The 17520-nt window shown below is 72.3% G+C and carries 16 protein-coding genes; 8 read left to right on the forward strand and 8 right to left on the reverse strand.

The features are described 5' to 3' along the window. Positions 1-97 precede the first annotated feature (97 nt). Together LN652_RS02100 and LN652_RS02105 are read left to right on the forward strand one after the other, a co-directional pair. On the forward strand, positions 98-1114 hold the full coding sequence (locus LN652_RS02100; protein WP_230443060.1) for a zinc-dependent alcohol dehydrogenase family protein: 1017 nt from the start codon (positions 98-100) through the stop codon (positions 1112-1114). Then, positions 1111-2913, forward strand: a complete 1803-nt coding sequence (locus LN652_RS02105; RefSeq protein ID WP_230443061.1) for an alkaline phosphatase D family protein — start codon at positions 1111-1113, stop codon at positions 2911-2913. The genes LN652_RS02100 and LN652_RS02105 overlap by 4 nt, the downstream gene beginning before the upstream one ends. Before the next feature lies 1 nt (position 2914). Here the strand turns inward: LN652_RS02105 and LN652_RS02110 are convergent, their stop codons facing one another. Further along, positions 2915-3055 (reverse strand): hypothetical protein, encoded by a 141-nt coding sequence (locus LN652_RS02110; protein WP_230443062.1) that lies wholly within the window; start codon positions 3053-3055, stop codon positions 2915-2917. A gap of 161 nt (positions 3056-3216) precedes the next feature. Between LN652_RS02110 and LN652_RS02115 the strand changes: the two genes are divergently transcribed. Then, the gene (locus LN652_RS02115) at positions 3217-4326 is read left to right on the forward strand and encodes a DNA glycosylase AlkZ-like family protein (protein ID WP_230443063.1); all 1110 of its coding nucleotides are present in this window, start codon (positions 3217-3219) and stop codon (positions 4324-4326) included. A gap of 11 nt (positions 4327-4337) precedes the next feature. Here LN652_RS02115 and LN652_RS02120 read toward each other — a convergent pair whose 3' ends face one another. Both LN652_RS02120 and LN652_RS02125 read right to left on the reverse strand, forming a co-directional pair. Next, complete coding sequence (locus tag LN652_RS02120; RefSeq protein ID WP_230443064.1) at positions 4338-5333, reverse strand: hypothetical protein; 996 nt, start codon at positions 5331-5333, stop codon at positions 4338-4340. After that, the gene (locus tag LN652_RS02125; RefSeq protein ID WP_230443065.1) at positions 5330-6298 is read right to left on the reverse strand and encodes an ABC transporter ATP-binding protein; all 969 of its coding nucleotides are present in this window, start codon (positions 6296-6298) and stop codon (positions 5330-5332) included. Before LN652_RS02125 ends, LN652_RS02120 begins: the two co-directional genes overlap by 4 nt. A 242-nt stretch (positions 6299-6540) precedes the next feature. Between LN652_RS02125 and LN652_RS02130 the strand changes: the two genes are divergently transcribed. After that, complete coding sequence (locus LN652_RS02130; RefSeq protein WP_230443066.1) at positions 6541-6999, forward strand: hypothetical protein; 459 nt, start codon at positions 6541-6543, stop codon at positions 6997-6999. 214 nt (positions 7000-7213) lie between these two features. Here LN652_RS02130 and LN652_RS02135 read toward each other — a convergent pair whose 3' ends face one another. After that, positions 7214-7765, reverse strand: a complete 552-nt coding sequence (locus LN652_RS02135; RefSeq protein WP_230443067.1) for a GNAT family N-acetyltransferase — start codon at positions 7763-7765, stop codon at positions 7214-7216. A gap of 216 nt (positions 7766-7981) precedes the next feature. Between LN652_RS02135 and LN652_RS02140 the strand changes: the two genes are divergently transcribed. Beyond that, a complete protein-coding gene (locus LN652_RS02140; RefSeq protein ID WP_230443068.1) occupies positions 7982-8563 on the forward strand; it encodes an RNA polymerase sigma factor in 582 nt (193 codons plus the stop codon). Next, positions 8560-9300 carry a signal peptidase I gene (gene lepB, locus LN652_RS02145; RefSeq protein ID WP_230443069.1) on the forward strand — a complete coding sequence of 247 codons (741 nt, stop codon included), beginning with the start codon at positions 8560-8562 and terminating at the stop codon, positions 9298-9300. Before LN652_RS02140 ends, lepB begins: the two co-directional genes overlap by 4 nt. A gap of 37 nt (positions 9301-9337) precedes the next feature. Here the strand turns inward: lepB and LN652_RS02150 are convergent, their stop codons facing one another. The 3 genes from LN652_RS02150 to LN652_RS02160 are packed head-to-tail and all read right to left on the reverse strand — an operon-like array spanning position 9338 to position 12089. Then, entirely contained in the window at positions 9338-10756 is a 1419-nt protein-coding gene (locus LN652_RS02150; RefSeq protein ID WP_230443070.1) for a hypothetical protein, read from the reverse strand. A gap of 45 nt (positions 10757-10801) precedes the next feature. Continuing rightward, positions 10802-11605, reverse strand: coding sequence for an SRPBCC family protein (locus LN652_RS02155; protein WP_230443071.1), 804 nt, complete (start codon positions 11603-11605; stop codon positions 10802-10804). A 1-nt stretch (position 11606) separates the two neighbouring features. Beyond that, positions 11607-12089, reverse strand: a complete 483-nt coding sequence (locus LN652_RS02160; RefSeq protein WP_230443072.1) for a pyridoxamine 5'-phosphate oxidase family protein — start codon at positions 12087-12089, stop codon at positions 11607-11609. Between the two features lie 138 nt (positions 12090-12227). Here LN652_RS02160 and LN652_RS02165 point away from each other — a divergent pair, with 138 nt between their 5' ends. Together LN652_RS02165 and LN652_RS21835 are read left to right on the forward strand one after the other, a co-directional pair. Next, complete coding sequence (locus tag LN652_RS02165; protein WP_230443073.1) at positions 12228-14591, forward strand: ATP-binding cassette domain-containing protein; 2364 nt, start codon at positions 12228-12230, stop codon at positions 14589-14591. A gap of 84 nt (positions 14592-14675) precedes the next feature. Beyond that, positions 14676-16721 carry a hypothetical protein gene (locus tag LN652_RS21835; protein WP_268932220.1) on the forward strand — a complete coding sequence of 682 codons (2046 nt, stop codon included), beginning with the start codon at positions 14676-14678 and terminating at the stop codon, positions 16719-16721. Here LN652_RS21835 and LN652_RS02175 read toward each other — a convergent pair whose 3' ends face one another. Then, positions 16722-17513: an Fpg/Nei family DNA glycosylase gene (locus tag LN652_RS02175; RefSeq protein WP_230443074.1), complete on the reverse strand. Its 792-nt coding sequence runs from the start codon at positions 17511-17513 to the stop codon at positions 16722-16724. Positions 17514-17520: the final 7 nt, after the last annotated feature.

Here is a 17520-nt window from a genome sequence, read left to right on the forward strand (position 1 = left end):
GATAACGCCAGACTCGACGTGCCGGGGTGGAGCGGCGCACGTCCGGCCCGCCTTCCCGGACGTACCGCCGGTACCGGCCGCGTGGCAGGATCCGAGCATGCGCGCAACGACCATCCACGCCCCCGGTGACATCCGCTTCGAGGAGGTCGCCGACCCGACGATCGAGGAGCCGACCGACGCGATCGTCAAGGTCGTCGCCGGCTGCATCTGCGGCTCCGACCTCTGGCCCTACCGCGGCCACAACGACATCGACCCGGGCGCGACGATCGGCCACGAGTGCGTGGGCGTCGTCGAGGAGGTCGGCACGGACGTCAGGGACTTCCGCCCCGGCGACTTCGTGATCGTGCCGTTCTGCCACAGCGACAACACCTGCCCGCACTGCCTCGCCGGCGTGCAGTCGGCCTGCCCGGACGGCGGGTTCACCTCGAGCGGCCAGGGGGAGTACGCGCGCGTGACCCAGGCCGACGGCAGCCTGGTGAAGACCGACGGGATGCCCGACGAGGCGCTGATCCCCTCGCTGCTGACGCTCTCGGACGTCTTCCCGACCGGATGGCACGCCGCGGTGTCCGCGGGCGTGCGACCCGGCGGCACCGCCGTGGTCGTCGGCGACGGCGCGGTCGGCCTGTGCGGGGTCCTCGCCGCGGTCGAGCTCGGCGCCGAGCGGGTGATCGCGATGTCGCGTCACGAGACCCGCCAGGAGATCGCCCGCGCCTTCGGCGCCACCGACGTCGTCGCCGAGCGCGGCAAGGAGGGCGGCGAGCGGATCGCCGAGCTCACCGGGGGCGTCGGCGCCGACGCGGTGCTGGAGTGCGTCGGCACCGACGAGTCGATGAAGACCGCCTTCGCGATCGCCCGCCCCGGCTCCACCGTCGGCTTCGTCGGCGTGCCGCACGGCGTGGAGCTCCCGGTGCGCCGGATGTTCCAGAAGAACGTCGGCCTGGCCGGAGGCATCGCGCCGGTGCGCCACTACCTGCCCGACCTGCTCGAGCGGGTGCTGTCCGGGTCGATCGACCCCGGCCGGGTGTTCGACCTGACGCTCCCGATGTCGCAGTCGCCCGAGGGCTACCGCGCGATGGACGAGCGTCGCGCGACCAAGGTGCTGCTGCAGCCGTGAGCGGGTCGGACGACCTGCTGGTCCTCGGGCCCCTGCTCCGACACGTCGACGAGACGTCGGCGGCGGTGTGGGTCGAGACGCGCGAGCGCGCGACGGTGACGGTGACGCGCGGCGAGCGGGTGGCCCACGCACGGACGTTCGCCGTGCACGGCCACCACTACGCGCTGGTCGAGCTCGACGACCTCGAGCCCGGGACGAGCGAGCCCTACACCGTCGCCGTCGACGACCAGCCGGTGTGGCCCGAGGCCGGCTCGCCGTTCCCCGCGCCGGTCATCTCGACGCTGCAGGCGGGACGCCCCCTGCGGATGGCGTTCGGCTCGTGCCGGACCTCGGTGTCGCACGACGAGAAGGGCAACCGCACCCACGGCGTCGACGCCCTCCGCGCGTGGGCGCTCCGGCTGGCCGACCAGGTCGCCCCGGCCGAGCCCGGCGACCCCGACCTGGCACCCCAGCTCCCGGACCTCGTGCTGTTCCTCGGCGACCAGGTCTACGCCGACGAGACCACCGCCGAGATGCAGGCGTTCATCGAGTCGCGCCGCGACATCGAGCAGCCGCCCTGGAAGGAGCTCCAGGACTACGAGGAGTACGCGCACCTCTACACGCTGGCGTGGACCGACCCGGCGAACCGGTGGGTGCTGTCGACGGTGCCGAGCGCGATGATCTTCGACGACCACGACATCCGCGACGACTGGAACACCTCGCTGGAGTGGCGCCGCGAGATGGAGGCCACGTCGTGGTGGCACGGACGCATCGTGGCTGGGCTGGCGTCCTACTGGGTGCACCAGCACCTCGGCAACCTGTCGCCGGACGAGCGGGCGCAGGACGAGATCTGGCAGCAGGTGCAGGCACACGACGGGGACGACGAGCACGACCTCGGCGACGCGCTCGACGCCTTCGCCGCCCGCGTCGACCAGGAGCCGTCGACCTACCGCTGGAGCTACACCCGCGACTTCGACACCCAGGCCCGCCTGGTCGTCGTCGACTCGCGGGCCGCGCGCCAGCTCGAGGAGGGTAATCGTGCACTGCTCGACCCCGACGAGGCGTCGTGGCTCGACGCGCACCTGCGCGGCGACGTCGACCACCTCCTTGTCGCCACGTCGCTGCCGTTCCTGCTCGCGCGCGGGCTGCACCACCTCGAGGCGTTCGGCGAGGCCCTCGCCGGCGGCACGTGGGGCGACCGGGGCGCCCGCGTCGGCGAGAAGCTGCGCCAGACCGTCGACCTCGAGCACTGGGGCGCGTTCCAGCGGAGCTTCCAGGAGGTCTGCTCGCAGGTCCTCGAGGTGGCTGACGGCCGGCGCGGTCGCGCACCGTCGACGGTGACGTTCCTGTCGGGCGACGTGCACCACAGCTACGTCAGCGAGGCACGGCCCGCGGACCGGCACCGGCGGCTGCAGTCGACGCTGCTGCAGGCCGTGTGCTCACCGATCCGCAACCCGCTCTCGCGCAACATGCGCTTCGCGACCGCCGTGCTGTCCTACGGCGTGGCGGGGCCGGTCGGCAGGCTCGCGTCGAAGTCGGCCCGGGTGCCGGACGCGCCGCTGACCTGGCGCTACGCCGAGGGCCCGTGGTTCGACAACAACCTCGCCTGCCTGCAGCTCGCCGGCCGGGGCCTGAGGATGTGGTGGGTCACCGGCGAGGTGGTGCGCGAGCACGACCGGCCGCGGCTGGCGAAGGTGGCGAGCTACGAGATCGACGAGGACGGACGTCCGCCGGCGCACGAGACGGTGCGGCAGCGGTTCGGTCGGGGGCTGCGGCGGCGGGTGCGCGACAAGGTGCGCGACGGCGTCCGGCAGCGGTAGGTCAGACGGCGGTGAGGAGCTGGCCGTGCGCGCAGTCGCACGAGTCCGAGCAGGGCAGGTAGGTGTGGCCGGCGTGGCCGCACGCGCTGCACGGCAGGTCGTGCGACAGATGGCTCGATCGGCTCTCGACGGTGTCCCACATGATGGTGCTCCCCACAGCAGTTCGGCGGTCCGAGGCGATCGCCTGGTATGTCTTCGAGGGTGGCACCGGGAGCCGACGAGCATCGTCGAAATTGCGGGAAGTGCCCCATTTCGGGGCCCAATGACCCGAACGGGCCATGGCCAACGTCCTACGATCGGGGCATGTCGGCCGGGGGTGTGCACGAGCTGACCCGGGAGGCGGCGCGTCGGGTCGCCGTCCGCGCGCAGCTGCTGTCGGCACCCCGACCGACCGACGTCCTCGACGTCGTGCGCCACCTCGGCTTCCTGCAGGTCGACCTCACGCGGGTCGTCGCCCACCACGCCGACCTCGCGCTCTGGAGCCGTCTCGGACCGGGCTACGCGCCCGGCGACCTCGAGGAGCTCCTCGGCGACGGCGCCGTCGTCGAGCTCCAGGCGCTCCTGCGGCCGGCCGAGGACGTCGCGCTGTTCCGCGCCGACATGGACGCGTGGCCCGGGGAGCCGCCGCTGAAGGAGTGGCAGGAGGACCTCGCCGACTGGGTGGCGGCCAACGACGGGTGCCGCCGCGACGTGCTGGCGCACCTGCGCGCCGAGGGCCCCACCGCCGCGCGCGACCTTCCCGACACGTGCGAGGTGCCGTGGCGCTCGAGCGGGTGGACCAACGACAAGAACGTGATGAAGCTGCTGGAGTGCCTCGAGGCGCGCGGCGAGGTCGCGGTCGCCTCGCGCGAGGGGCGCGAGCGCCGGTGGGACCTCGCCTCGCGGGTGCACCCGGGCGACCCGCCCGTGCCGGCCGAGGAGGCGCACGTCGAGCTGGCCCGGCGTCGGCTGCGCGCCCTCGGGCTGGCCCGTCCCCGGGCGCTGGAGGCGTGGCACGAGCCCTACGACGTCCGCCACGTCGGCGAGGCCGCTCGCGTCGAGGGCGTCCGGGGCACCTGGCGGGTCGACCCGACCCTGCTCGACGACGACTTCGAGGGCCGCACCGTAATCCTCTCGCCGCTGGACCGGCTGGTCTTCGACCGCAAGCGGATGGAGGAGCTCTTCAGCTTCGACTACCAGCTCGAGATGTACAAGCCCGCCGCCGCCAGGCGCTGGGGCTACTGGGCGATGCCGGTGCTCGACGGCGACGAGCTGGTCGGCAAGGTCGACGCGACGGCCGACCGGGAGGCCGGCGTGCTCGTCGTCGACGCGGTCCACGAGGACGGCGACTGGTCGACCGCGCGGCGGCGACGGGTCGACGACGAGGTCGACGCGCTGGGGGAGTGGCTCGGGCTCGAGGTCGAGCGCTCGTAGGTCGCCAGCGGTCAGACGTCGCGCCTGCGGAACGACCAGAGGCTCAGCACCACGACGAGCACCACCGGCACCAGGACGTACGGGAGGCCCTGCCAGAGCGTCACCACTCCGGTGCCGTTGCACATCCGCTGCATCGCTGCGTCCCACGTGGCGGGATCGGCTCCCGGCAGCGAGCACTCCGCCGGCGGGGGCCGGTAGTAGGTGGCGCGGCCCTGGAGGACGGCCAGCAGGTTGGTCGGCGGGAACCAGCGCTCCTTGTCCTCCCCGAGCGGCAGCGCGGCCACGAGCATGGTGCCGACCGCGGAGACGGCGAAGACGACCCCGAGGGTGAAGACGGTGCTCCGCGAGAGCATCGTGAGGGCGTACCCCGCCCCGGCCCCGACCGCTGCGAGGAACGTGCAGCGGGCGACCTGCCACGCGATCTCGCCGGTGACGCCGGGTGGTGCCGCGATGTCGCGGGACGCCGCGACCCCGGCGAGAGCGAGCCAGTAGAGCGTCATCACGACCGCCGAGAGCAGCGTGGCGACCAGTCCGACGGCGATTCCCTTGGCCAGCCACACCCGCAGTCGGCGGGGCTCGAAGAGGAGCTGGTTGCTCATCGACCCCGACGCCCAGTCGGCGCCCGCGAACGTCGTACCCATCAGCACCGCGAGCGCGAGCAGGACACTCGCCGCGCCGATGCTGGACTCGCGGAGCTGCTCGCGCAGGTCGAGCGGCTGGCGGTAGAGCCCGCTCCACCACTCGACGACCTGGTCCTCGCAGTCGGCGGCATCGGCGACGCCCGTGCGGCGCGGGTGCTTCTCGCAGCGACGGACCTCGCGGTCGAAGCCCGGCTGAGACCGGGCCAGCTCGCGGGCCTGCGCGACCTCGGCGTCGGAGTACGGCCGGGTCGACCACGCGGTGCCCACCGCGATCAGGAGCGGGACGACCACCGCGGCCGCGAGGAGCACCAGGACCGCGCGCCGCCAGCGCAGCCGGGTCAGCTCGGTCCGGACGAGCGCGATCATGCGTCGTCACCGCCCTCGGGAGCGGAGTCGCGGCCGGCCTGGCCGGCCTGGCCTAGCGCCTCGCCCTCGGTGAGCTGGAGGAACACGGTCTCGAGGTCGGCCCGCAACGGTCCGAGCTCGCGCACCCAGATCTCCTCGGCCGCCAGTGTCCTGGTGATGTCCTCGGGTGGGCGGTCGGTCTCGACCCGCAGCGCCTCGCCGTCGCGGGTCGCAGCGAGGCCGACACCCTCCAGGACCGCCGCGGCGCGTTCGGGGTCGGCGACCACGACGCGGTGGCCCGCGCTCACGCCGAGCAGGTCCTCGACGCGGCCGCTGGCGAGCATCCGGCCGTTGCCGATGATCGTCACGCCGTCGCACACCTGCTGCACCTCGGCGAGGATGTGCGAGCTGAGCAGCACGGTCACGCCCTGCTCGCCGAGGGCTGTGATCGTCTCCCGGATCTCGCGGATGCCCGACGGGTCGAGCCCGTTGGTGGGCTCGTCGAGGATCAGCAGGCGTGGGTCCTTGAGCAGCGTCGCGGCGATCGCGAGCCGCTGCTTCATCCCGAGCGAGTACGACTTGTAGCGGTCGCCGTCGCGACCGGTCAGCCCGACGGTCTCCACCGCCGCGTCGATCCGCGCCGGGGCGATGCTGCGGGTCCTGGCCAGCAGCTCGAGGTTCTGCCGGCCGGTGAAGTTGGGGAGGAACTTCGGCATCTCGACCACGGCGCCGACCCTGTCGATCACCGACGGGAGCTGGTGGGGGACCTCGGTGCCGAAGAGGCGCATGGAGCCCGACGTGGCGGCGGCGAGGCCGAGGAGCATCCGGATCGTCGTGGTCTTCCCGGACCCGTTGGGGCCGAGGAAGCCGTGCACCCCGCCCTCGGGGACCGAGAGGTCCAGCCCGGCGACGGCCACGCGGAGCTGGCCGCGGCGCGACCGGAACTCCTTGCGCAGCGCGCTCGTCTCGATGACGGTGTCAGCCAACGGTCCCCCCGGTGCCTCGCGGGCCGCGCCCGCTCCGGTGACGCAGACTGTCAGCAGGCGGCCGGTGCCGTCGCGGCGCCACGCCGTGGGGTCCGGGAACGGTGGGGTCCTGGTGTCCTCACACGGATCCACGGGGAGGTCACGTCTACGGTGGCGTCGTGCAGTGGTACTCGATGGCGCCGAAGGCCGCGACGAGGGACCTGTGGGTAGCACCCTCTGGTCCGACACGTCCTGAGCTGGGTATGTGGCACGACGGGTCGGGCAGACCGGTCCACGAGGTCCTCGACCAGGCCGGTCCACCCGGCGTCTCGGGCGTGGAGTGGTGGTTCGCGCCTCTGCGAGGTCACCGCGGCACGCGGCTGGTCGACGCGCTGTGGCAGTACGGAGCCGGCTTGAAGGTCTACAGCGAGGGCCTCTGCGCGGTCATGGAGGCGAGCGGCGCGCGGCTGCAGACGTGGCCCGCGGACGTACGCCTCCGCGACGGGTCACCTGTCCCTGGTTACCTGGCCGTGCTCGAAGAGCTCGACAGGCCGGGCCCGGTGCACAGCTTCCTCATGCATCGTCGGACGGGAAGGGTGGCGATCAACGAGGACGTACGCGGTGCCATCCGCGAGGCGGGCCTCACCGGACTCGAGATCGACGAGGTGGCCGGACCTTTTCCTGGTGGGGACTTCCACGACCCGCCGGCCGAGTACGTCTAGCACAGCATCTGCCGCCGTGCGCGCTCGGCCGCGCCCGACACCGGTGCGCGAACACGCAGACCCGACCTGGCACCAGGTGGGACGAGCGCCTTGCCCCACCGAACCGCCGAATGTGGCGTGGTCAGCTCGACCGGATCGGCCGATGTCCGGTAGTTGGGGCGTGTCGCCGAGCGCCGCACTTGGGACCTCGGCTCAGGCCAGGCCCACCGGCTATTCAGTATGCGTTGCTGTGACGCAGCCAGCGGGTTAACCGAACGGGCTTGCCTCGGTGGTCACCTTCAAATCGCTCGGCACGAGCAAACCCCGCCCGCAGCGCGACTCTCTCGCTCGGCTCGTTGCCCTCGATAGTTACCAGCGCCACCGAACGGCATCCGTTGGTCGTCGCCCACTGACTGAGTGCGGTGGCCGCCTGTGTCGCGGCGCCCCGCCCACGACCCCGCTCAAGCAGGGTGTAGAAAACTTCGGGCGTCTCTTCCATAAGCCTGCCAATACCGCAGGTGCCCAGCGAGTCTCCGTGGTCATCGAGGATCACGAACCGTTGCGTGGCACCCTCGGCCGCTCGCTTCTCGTAATGCCGGATCCGCTCGCGTGCAGCCAATTCGTCCATGCTCTCCGGATGGTGGGTCCATTGCACGACTTGGGGGTCACGAGATAGTTCCGCTTCGATGGCCCAGTCAGCCTGCGAGATTGCTCGGAGAACGAAGTCCGTGGCAAGCAGTCGCGCGGGAGGACTGATGTCGCCCCGCCACTCGGCTCGGCTCTCCATGACTTGACCCTAGTCCGACAAAACAGACACGACGGCGTCTGGCTTGCTGCCCGCCAACGTCCGGATCTGCCGCGTTGAGGGCGTCCACTCATGGCGATGAGCGGACCCCGCCTGCGCGGGGCGACACGTGCGGCACACCCCTGGACGAACGTGAGCAGCTGTGAACTCGTCCCAGGCGAATGCAACCGACCACGGAAGGGCCTCGTTGAAAAGGTCATGAACAGCGACGAAGAGCGGGCGTTCACGGAGTTCGTCACGAGTTCCAGCCCGCGCCTGATGATCTTCGCGCAGCTTCTGTTTGGTGACCCTGGAGAGGCCGAGGACGCACTGCAAGTTGCGCTGATGAGGCTGACCAAGCACTGGCACCGTGGTCTTGAAGCCCCGACGGCCTACGTTCGCAAGGCCCTCGTCAACATTGCCCGCGACCGCGCCAGACGCAGGCACCTGATCCCGATGCTCACCACCTTCGGGCGGGTGGCGGACAACCCGGTCGAGAACCAACCGAGCGCGACGCTAGTGCGCGAGTCCATTGAGGAACTTCTCGCGGACATTCCCCCGCGCCAGCGCGTCACCGTCGTGCTCCGAGTGGTCGAGGGCTGTTCGGAGGCAGAGACGGCGACGCTCATGCGTTGCGCGCCGGGAACCGTGAAGAGCAACCTCGCGCGGGGGCTCGAGCGGCTCCGAGAGAACTACGAGCGTCGTGAGGCCGCGTACCAGCGCTGCGACTCGGACGGTCACGTATCCACGGACCGCTCGCCAGCTGACTTTCCCGACCCCTACGAAGGAGCCTCAGCATGAGCACCGACATGAGCGTCGAGAGGCCCGGCGGTGACGCCGAGACGGCCCTCCGGGACCTGGCAGGAAAGGCCTACTCGCAGAGTGTCGCCTCACCGTGGCTAGCCTCCGCAGTGCTTCAGCGGACGAAGAGACGCCGCCGAGGCCACCGCATGTTCGGCGGGGTCGCCGCTAGCGCAGTCCTCGTCGGCTCTGTAGCCGCCGCGACCGTCGGTGGTGGTCCCTACTACGAGTACCGGCAGCCGAGCGCGGTCATGGAGTCCACGGTGCCTGCGGGGTCGTCGGTCGTCGTCAATCGCGATCTCGCGCCCGTATCGCTCGACGTCGTTCATGTCGTTCTCGACATCGACGGCCAGGACGTCCAGTCGATTCTCCGAGTGCTCGGCACCGCAGGCGACACAGTCGCGTGTCGCCCCGCGGCCTCCTCGTCGTCGTGCACGGTCACCGTCAATGGGCAGCCGGTTGCCGATCCCTACGTGTCAGGACTTCGCGCCCAGCCTTTCGGCCCCGTGAAGGTTCCTGACAACACCTTCTTCCTCCTCGGCGATGCACGGGACGTCGCTGTCGACTCCCGCGCTTTGGGCCCAGTGCCCGCAGGGGACGTCAACGGCGTCGTGGTCGCCGTGGTGGACACCGACGCAAAGGCATGGCCGGTCGGGGGCGCCCCACGCCACCACATCCCGGACGACTACGAAGTCGACGTCGAGGCGCCGGTGCCACCGGCTTCGACGCAAGGCTGACGCAAACGACCGGAACTGCCGCATGGCGTGCCTGGGTTCAGGCGAAGTAGATGTCCACCCCGGGAGGTGCCTCGATGATCGCCCGCGCGCGGTCCGGATGGATCCGGTGCGTGCCGAGGTGGTCGACGAGGAACGCCATGCCGTCGGGCGTGGTCCACACATAGCGACCGTCGCCGCACTGGCGTGACCTGTAGCCCGCGTGGGTCTTCCACCTGTGGTGACGGCGGCCGAGGGGACCGGAGTTGTGGGAGCCGGTCTGCGGTCTGGCCGGCGGTCCGGTGTCGTCGTAGGGCGTGGGGTGGTCGTAGTCGACGTCACGGCTCATCGAGGTGGCGTAGGGCCAGTAGTCGCCCGCCGTGCGGAGGTAGGTCTGCTCCTTCAGCGACTCCGGGTGCTCGTAGGCGGTCGAGCGGACGCGGGACGACAGGTCCCGGACGGGCCGCACCACCAGTTTCGTGCGGCCGAGCAGCCGGCACAGCGCGGAGAGCGGGACCGGACCGAGGCCCTCGACCCGGGCGACGGCCGCGGCGCCGGCGAGCGCGGCCTCGTGCAGGTGGACGTGGAGGACGGCCCTCGGCCGCAGCGCTGACAGGTCCGCCTCGCGAAGGGCGTCGAGCAGGTCCTCGGGGAACGCGGTCGCCCGGCTGTCAGCGCCCTCGGACCCGAGGTCGACGTCGAGCGTGGGGTCGGCGTGCTCGAGCAGCAGCCGGAGCAGCTCGGCGGGGCGAGCGAGGTAGCCGAAGGCGATCGCGCGCAGCTCGTCGGCGCAGGTGTCCGGGTGCGTGGGGGAGAGGATCTCCACCACGCGCTCGAGCGTCGCCTTGATCCATGCCGCGTCGCCCGCCTCGATGCGGGCGATGACCGTGCGCAGCCCGTGCTCGTCGGTGCGGCCGTAGCCGACGTACCGCCTGGCCCGCTCGGCCTCCGCCCGCTCGTCGTGGAGCGCGGGGGCGGCCTCGATGATCTTGGCCTCGGCCACCGCGAGGACCCGCCCGCCGGCCTCGTGGGCGATGATCCGTGCGACCGCGGAGTCGACCACGCCGACCCGGTCGGCCGGGACGTGCCGGGAGAGGCGCGCGACCCGGCGCGCCACGAACACCTCGGCCTCGCCGCTGCGCACGACGGCCCAGGTCCGGGGGAGCCGGTGCTGGAGGTCGAGCACGTCGGCCAGTGCGTTCGTCGTGGCCGTGACGCCGGTGCCCCGTGCGAGCGCGATCTGGCCGAGGCAGAAGTCCTGGACGCGCGGCGTGCCCTCGCCACCGAGCTCGACGAGCACGTTGCCGACCCGCCGGGCACGAGCACCGTCCGGCCCGTCGGTCGGGTCCGACGAGTGCACCGCCGCCCACTGCGCGAGCAGCTCGAGGTCACGCACCTCGGCCAGCCGGCGCTCCCGGACCGCGCCCGCCGCCGCGGCCAGGAGGCCGCGTGCGTCGAGGTCGAGGAGGGTGTCGCTCATGTGTTCGAGTGTAGAAGAAGGCACCGACACCCGGCGTCGGTCTCCTCAGACCCCGAACCCCAGCTCCTCGGCCAGCGCGTGCGGGTCGGCGACCGAGATCGTGGCGCCGGGGTGGCGGATCACGCCGGTCGGGTCGATCGCCGGGACCGGATCGCGGAACGTCAGGCAGAGCGCGGCGTCGCCGTTCGTGGTGAACGAGACGCCCCGGTCGGCGAGCGACAGGTGCGGGGGACCGGCGGTCCTCACGAAGGAGAAGCCGCCGCTGGGCTCGGCGGAGGCGATGTTGGCCCGCGGCGTCGCCAGCCGCCACGGGCCGTAGCGGACGTAGAGCCACTGCGGGCCGACCTCGACCGTCGTGGTCGCGGGAGTGATCCCGAACGGCCTGCCGGCGAGGGCGTACGCCCGGGCGAAGGCGAGGTCGAACGTCCGGACCGGCTCGGGCGCGGACCCACCGGTGTGCTCGCCGGCCTCGCCGACGAGGCGACGGAGGGCACCGGCTGCGGGCACGCGGTAGGGCTGCAGCAACGCGGTCGCCGGCGGACGGACCCGCAGCTGCGCGCGGCTGCCGCCACCCGGCGCGGGCAGCACGTGGTGGTCCATGGTCACGGACGCCCCGGCGAGGGAGACCCGCCAGGTCCAGGTCCGCAGGACCGGGTCGACGTCGGTCACCTCGAAGTCCACCGCCACCGGTCCCGGTCCGTGGACGACCCCGGTCGTGCCGGACCGCACCACGTCGTCCGCGCAGTCGACGCGCTGGATCAGCGGCGCCCAGCCCGACCACTCCGCGGGCGTCGTGAAGCGACGCCACACCTCGTCGGGGTGGGCCGGGCCGTGCGCGTCGACCAGCACGTCAGAGCAGCACGGTGTCGTTGTCGCCGAGGTCGGGACGGGAGTCGCGCACCAGCCCCTTGGCCATCTGGACGACCGCGGTCACCTTGCCGGGGGACTCCCAGTACTCCGCGGTCGCGCCGTCGATCTCGAGCAGCACGTTGTCGGGGTCGTCCGGGCCACCGCTCATGAACGCGCCGGCCGAGGCGTCCCACAGCTCGTGCAGCTTGTCGCGGTCGCGGCTCACCGTCGCGGTCCCGGACAGCGAGACCCAGCCCGCCTTGCTGGAGTACGCCACGTTGACCCGCGGGTCGGCCTCGATCGCGCGCACCTTGTCCGAGCTCGCCTCGGTGAGGAACCAGGTGGTGCCCGGCTCCTCGAAGTCCTGGGTGCCCATCGGCGTGGAGACGAGCGCGCCCTCGGTGGACAGGTAGGTGAGGACGGCGATGTCGGTCTTGCGCATGATCTCGGCAACGGTCCCGAGCTGGTCGTCGTGGTCGGTCATGCCGTCGACAGTCGCACGCGGCCGGACGGCCACGCACCATCCGCACGGGCGGTCACACCCGCGGCCCGCTGTCCGTCAGAACTGGCAGGATGACCCGCAGCCACCGGAGCGGGCAGCGACCACGGGAGACAGCCAGCGATGACGACGACACACGCCGCCGACGACCACGACGTGATCCGCGTGCAGGGGGCGCGCGAGAACAACCTCAGGGACGTCGACGTCGACCTCCCGAAGCGCCGGCTCACGGTGTTCACCGGGGTGTCGGGCTCCGGCAAGAGCTCGCTGGTGTTCGCGACCATCGCCGCCGAGTCGCAGCGGCTCATCAACGAGACCTACAGCGCGTTCGTGCAGGGCTTCATGCCGACGCTGGCGCGACCCGACGTCGATCGCCTGGAGGGCCTGACCACCGCGATCATCGTCGACCAGGAGCGGATGGGCGCGAACCCCCGCTCGACCGTCGGCACCGCGACCGACGCCAACGCGATGCTGCGGATCCTCTTCAGTCGCCTCGGGGACCCGTACGTCGGCCCGCCCACGGCGTACTCGTTCAACGTCCCGACCCGCAAGGCCAGCGGGATGATGACCACCGAGAAGGGCGGGCGCACCCAGCGCAAGGTCGCCAAGCAGGAGGTCTACCTCGGCGGCATGTGCCCGCGCTGCGAGGGCATGGGCAAGGTCAACGACATCGACCTCACCGCGCTCTACGACGAGGACAAGTCGCTGCGCGACGGCGCGCTCACCGTCCCGGGCTACTCGATGGACGGCTGGTACGGCCGGCTCTTCGAGGGCATGGGCCTGCCGATGGACGAGCCGATCCGGTCGTTCACCAAGAAGCAGCTCGAGACGATGCTGTGGTCGGAGCCGACCAAGCTCAAGGTCGAGGGCGTCAACCTCACCTTCACCGGGATGATCCCGCAGATCCAGAAGTCGATGCTGTCGAAGGACCCCGAGGCGATGCAGCCGCACGTGCGGCGGTTCGTGGAGCGCGCGGTCACCTTCCAGACCTGCCCGGAGTGCGACGGGACCCGGCTGACGCCGGAGGCCAGGTCGTCGAAGATCGGCGGGAAGTCCATCGCCGACCTCTGCGCGATGCAGATCAGCGACCTCGCCGACTGGGTGCGCGAGCTCGACGAGCCGTCGGTCGGGCCGCTGCTGACGGGCCTGCAGCACCTGCTCGACTCGTTCTCCGAGATCGGCCTGGGCTACCTCTCGCTCGACCGCCCGGCCGGCACGCTCTCGGGCGGCGAGGCGCAGCGCACCAAGATGATCCGGCACCTCGGCTCGTCGCTCACCGACGTGACCTACGTCTTCGACGAGCCGACCATCGGCCTGCACCCGCACGACATCGAGCGGATGAACGACCTGCTCCTCCAGCTGCGCGACAAGGGCAACACCGTGCTCGTGGTGGAGCACAAGCCCGAGACCATCGCGATCGCCGACCACGTCGTCGACATCGGTCCCGGAGCGGGCTCGGGCGGCGGCACGGTGTGCTTCGAGGGCGACGTCGACGGTCTGCGTGCCAGCGGCACGACCACCGGCCGGCACCTCGACGACCGGGCCCGGCTCAAGGACTCGGTGCGCGGCGCGAGCGGCGTCATCGAGGTCCGCGGCGCGAGCACCCACAACCTGAAGGACGTCGACGTCGACGTCCCGCTCGGCGTGCTGACCGTGGTCACCGGCGTCGCCGGCTCCGGAAAGAGCTCGCTGGTCCACGGCTCCCTCGCCGGCCACGACGACGTCATCGTGATCGACCAGGGCGCGATCAAGGGCTCGCGCCGCAGCAACCCCGCGACCTACACCGGGCTCCTCGAGCCGATCCGCAAGGCGTTCGCCAAGGCCAACGGCGTGAAGCCGTCGCTGTTCAGCGCGAACTCCGAGGGCGCCTGCTCGACCTGCAACGGCGCGGGCGTGATCTTCACCGAGCTCGGCCCGATGGCCACGGTCGAGTCGCCGTGCGAGGAGTGCGAGGGCCGCCGGTTCCGGGCGGAGGTGCTCGAGCACACCCTCGGCGGCAAGGACATCGCCGAGGTCCACGAGATGTCCGTCGACGACGCGCTGGCCCACTTCAGCGACGGCGAGGCGCGGATCCCCGCCGCGGTGAAGGTCCTCGAGCGCCTCGTCGACGTCGGGCTCGGCTACATCACCCTCGGCCAGCCGCTCACCACGCTCTCCGGTGGCGAGCGGCAGCGGCTCAAGCTCGCCGTCCAGATGGGGGACAAGGGCGACGTCTACGTCCTCGACGAGCCGACCACCGGCCTGCACCTCGCCGACGTCGCCAACCTCCTCGGCCTGCTCGACCGCCTCGTCGACTCCGGGAAGTCCGTCATCGTCATCGAGCACCACCAGGCCGTGATGGCTCATGCCGACTGGATCATCGACCTCGGCCCGGGCGCGGGCCACGACGGCGGCACCGTCGTCTTCGAGGGCACGCCGACCGAGATGGTCAGGGCGGCGCAGCCGACCCTGACCGGGACGCACCTGAAGGACTACGTCGGCGCCTGACCGGGGGGTCGCAGCGGGGACCTTCGGCCCCGGTCCGGGTGTTCCGCGACGGCGCGGTGCTGCGCGCCCGGACAATCCTCGACCATGAGCGTCGACCCCGCCCGACCCCGCCCGGAGGCCGGGCGCAGGACCGTCGTCGCCGTCCTCGGCGCCCTCGCGATCGGCACCGCGGCGATCGCTGCGGTGACGGTGGTGCTGCCGCGCCTCGAGCTGGGTCCGGCCTGCGGCCCCGGCGCCGAGATGGTTGTCGTCGACGGCGCGACGGCCTGCGCCCACGCCGACGTCCCGCCTCCCGGGGTCGACCTCGACGAGCCGGTCCCGACCGCCGAGCTGCACGCCCGCGAGGGCGTGGGCGCTCGTGCGGTCGCGGCCGCCGAGGACCTCGGTGTCGCGGCGGCGCCGAGCGTCGCCGTCACCTCGCCCGACGTCGTGTGCGACGGTGACGGCACCTCCGGCTACCGCACCCAGGCGATGTACGTCGTGGAGGCCGGCGCCACCAACCGCTACGCGCAGGTCGAGCGCGACATCCAGACCTGGGCGGCCGGCGTCGACGACGTCTTCAACCGCTCGGCCGCGGTCACCGGCGGCGTGCGCCACGTCCGATACGTCACCGAGGCCGGTGGCGGCGGGTGCGTCGCCTCGGTCCTCAACGTGACCGTCCCCGCCGGCTCGATGGCTACGTTCAACGCGACGATGAGCGCGGTCCGCGCGCTCGGCTACGACAAGCCGGAGCGCAAGTACCTGATGTGGGCCGACACCTACGGCAAGGGGATCTGCGGCGTCGCCATCCGCTACTCCTCCGACGCCGACGGCCAGGCCAACCCGAACAACGGCTACTACCCGCAGTACGCGCGCGTCGACAGCCCGTGCTGGGGCCACGGCGACGGCAGCAACCAGAGCTCGATCGAGGCCCACGAGCTGCTGCACACCCTGGGCGGCGTGTCCCCGGCCGCCCCGCACGGCACCTCCCAGAGCCACTGCTTCGACGAGTCCGACACCATGTGCTACGCCGACGGCGGCGGCCGGGCGATGCAGCAGGTCTGCGACCGGTCGCGCGAGTACCTGCTGGACTGCAACGTCGACGACTACTACTCGACCTTCCCCGACCCCGGTTCCTGGCTGGACACCCACTGGAACTCCGCCGACTCCCGGTTCCTCGTCGGCGGGGGAGCCAACGGGCAGCCCGGTCGGCCGACCGTCCTCGGGGCGGTGCTCAGCGTCAACAACCCGGCGGTCCCCGGCCTCGCCACCCAGGCGAGCGTGGCGCCCGCGGTCCCCGACGGCCGGACGCTGAGGTCCGTGGCCTGGAAGGCCGGCTCGTCCGCGTGCACGCTCAGCAACCCGACGGGCGTCCAGACCGACGTGACGTGCGCCGCCAGCAGCACGGCCGCGACGACCGTCACCGCCACCGTCACCGACAGCACCGGAGCGACGAAGGTCGTCACCAGCCCGCTCACCTTCGCCACCTCGCCCCGCACCGTCACGGTCCGGTCGGTGATCGCGGGCCAGTCCTCGGCCACCACCCCGACGGCGTCGGCGTGCACCGGGGCGCCCACGCCCGTCCAGGCGTACGTCGTCGACAGCGCCACGCAGCGGCCGATCAAGGGGCTCGCGGCCGCCGTCGTCAAGACCGTCGGCGCGACGAGCACGTCGCTCACGGCGACCAGCGACGTGACGGGCTACGCCACCATGTCGGCGTCGATGTCGGTGGCGACCACGTTCCGCACGACCACGCGGCCGCTGCCGACCTGGCCGGCGGCCACGCCCGTGTCGCAGTCGGTCGGCGTCGCACGGTGCTCCGTGGCGCTGGGCGCCGCCCTCGGCACGACCACCGCACGTCGCGGCGACGTCGTGACGGTCACGGGCACCGTGACCCGGGTCGTCGGTGGCACCCGGCTGCCGGTGGCGGGGGTGTCGGTGCCGCTCACGCTGGCCGTCACGTCGGTGTCGGGTGGCAGGACCAGCACCAAGGTCACCTCGCTCGGGACGGCGCGGACCGGTGCCGACGGCGCCTGGTCGCTCGCGACCCGACCCTCGGCCAGCGGCGTCGTGCGGGCCGCCGTGGCCGCCAGCGCGTCCTACGAGGCGACCAGCGCGGAGGCGGGGACCGTCACCGTCACGGCGCGCTGATCAGGCCTGGCACACCGGGCACCAGAACAGCCGCCGCGCCGCGACGAGCGCGTCCTGCACCGGGGTCGAGCAGACCCGGCACGCCAGGCCTGCCCGTCCGTAGACGTAGTGGGCGTCGACCCGGCGCGGGCGACCCGCCGGGCGCTCGCGGTCGTCGGGCCGGGTGGTGACGATCCGGCCGGCCCGGACGCCGGCGCGCAGCAGGTCGACGAGGTCGTCCCAGACCGCGAGCACCCGCGACTCCTCGACCTGGCGGCCGGGGAGGAACGGGTCGAGCCGCTGCCGGAAGAGCACCTCGGCGCGGTAGACGTTGCCGACGCCCGCGATGACCGCCTGGTCCATCAGCATCCGGCCGATCGGCGCCCGGCTGCGGCCCACCCGGTCGACGAAGGCGTCCACGTCGGGACGCCGACGCAGCGGGTCGGGGCCGAGCCGGGCGAGCACCGCCTTCCGCTCGGCGTCGGTCATCACCTCGCACGCGCTCGGCCCGCGCAGCTCCAGCCAGGACTCCTCGCCCAGCAGCCGCAGGCGCAGCGCGCCGCGCGGCGGGGGAGCGGGCAGCGTGCCGTCGCGGAACTTCCCGTAGAGCCCGAGGTGCACGTGCAGCCACAGCTCGTCGTAGCGGTGGAACAGGTGCTTGCCCCACGCGTCGGTGGCGTCCAGCACGCGGCCGTCGAGCAGCCTCGCGCCGTCCTCGAAGCGACCCTGCGGGCTGTCGGCGGTGACCCGCTGCCCACCGAGCAGGCGGGCATGGCGCCGCGCGAGGCGGTGGATGGTGTGTCCCTCTGGCACGTGACGA

The sequence above is a fragment of the Nocardioides okcheonensis genome (genome assembly GCF_020991065.1).
Lineage (GTDB): Bacteria > Actinomycetota > Actinomycetes > Propionibacteriales > Nocardioidaceae > Nocardioides > Nocardioides okcheonensis.

Coding starts and splice junctions, on each gene's coding strand:
- LN652_RS02100 (WP_230443060.1), top strand. CDS start 98: ATGCGCGCAACGACCATCCACGCCCCCGGTGACATCCGCTTCGAGGAG.
- LN652_RS02110 (WP_230443062.1), bottom strand. CDS start 3,055: ATGTGGGACACCGTCGAGAGCCGATCGAGCCATCTGTCGCACGACCTG.
- LN652_RS02115 (WP_230443063.1), top strand. CDS start 3,217: ATGTCGGCCGGGGGTGTGCACGAGCTGACCCGGGAGGCGGCGCGTCGG.
- LN652_RS02120 (WP_230443064.1), bottom strand. CDS start 5,333: ATGATCGCGCTCGTCCGGACCGAGCTGACCCGGCTGCGCTGGCGGCGC.
- LN652_RS02130 (WP_230443066.1), top strand. CDS start 6,541: ATGTGGCACGACGGGTCGGGCAGACCGGTCCACGAGGTCCTCGACCAG.
- LN652_RS02135 (WP_230443067.1), bottom strand. CDS start 7,765: ATGGAGAGCCGAGCCGAGTGGCGGGGCGACATCAGTCCTCCCGCGCGA.
- LN652_RS02140 (WP_230443068.1), top strand. CDS start 7,982: ATGAACAGCGACGAAGAGCGGGCGTTCACGGAGTTCGTCACGAGTTCC.
- lepB (WP_230443069.1), top strand. CDS start 8,560: ATGAGCACCGACATGAGCGTCGAGAGGCCCGGCGGTGACGCCGAGACG.
- LN652_RS02150 (WP_230443070.1), bottom strand. CDS start 10,756: ATGAGCGACACCCTCCTCGACCTCGACGCACGCGGCCTCCTGGCCGCG.
- LN652_RS02160 (WP_230443072.1), bottom strand. CDS start 12,089: ATGACCGACCACGACGACCAGCTCGGGACCGTTGCCGAGATCATGCGC.
- LN652_RS02165 (WP_230443073.1), top strand. CDS start 12,228: ATGACGACGACACACGCCGCCGACGACCACGACGTGATCCGCGTGCAG.
- LN652_RS21835 (WP_268932220.1), top strand. CDS start 14,676: ATGAGCGTCGACCCCGCCCGACCCCGCCCGGAGGCCGGGCGCAGGACC.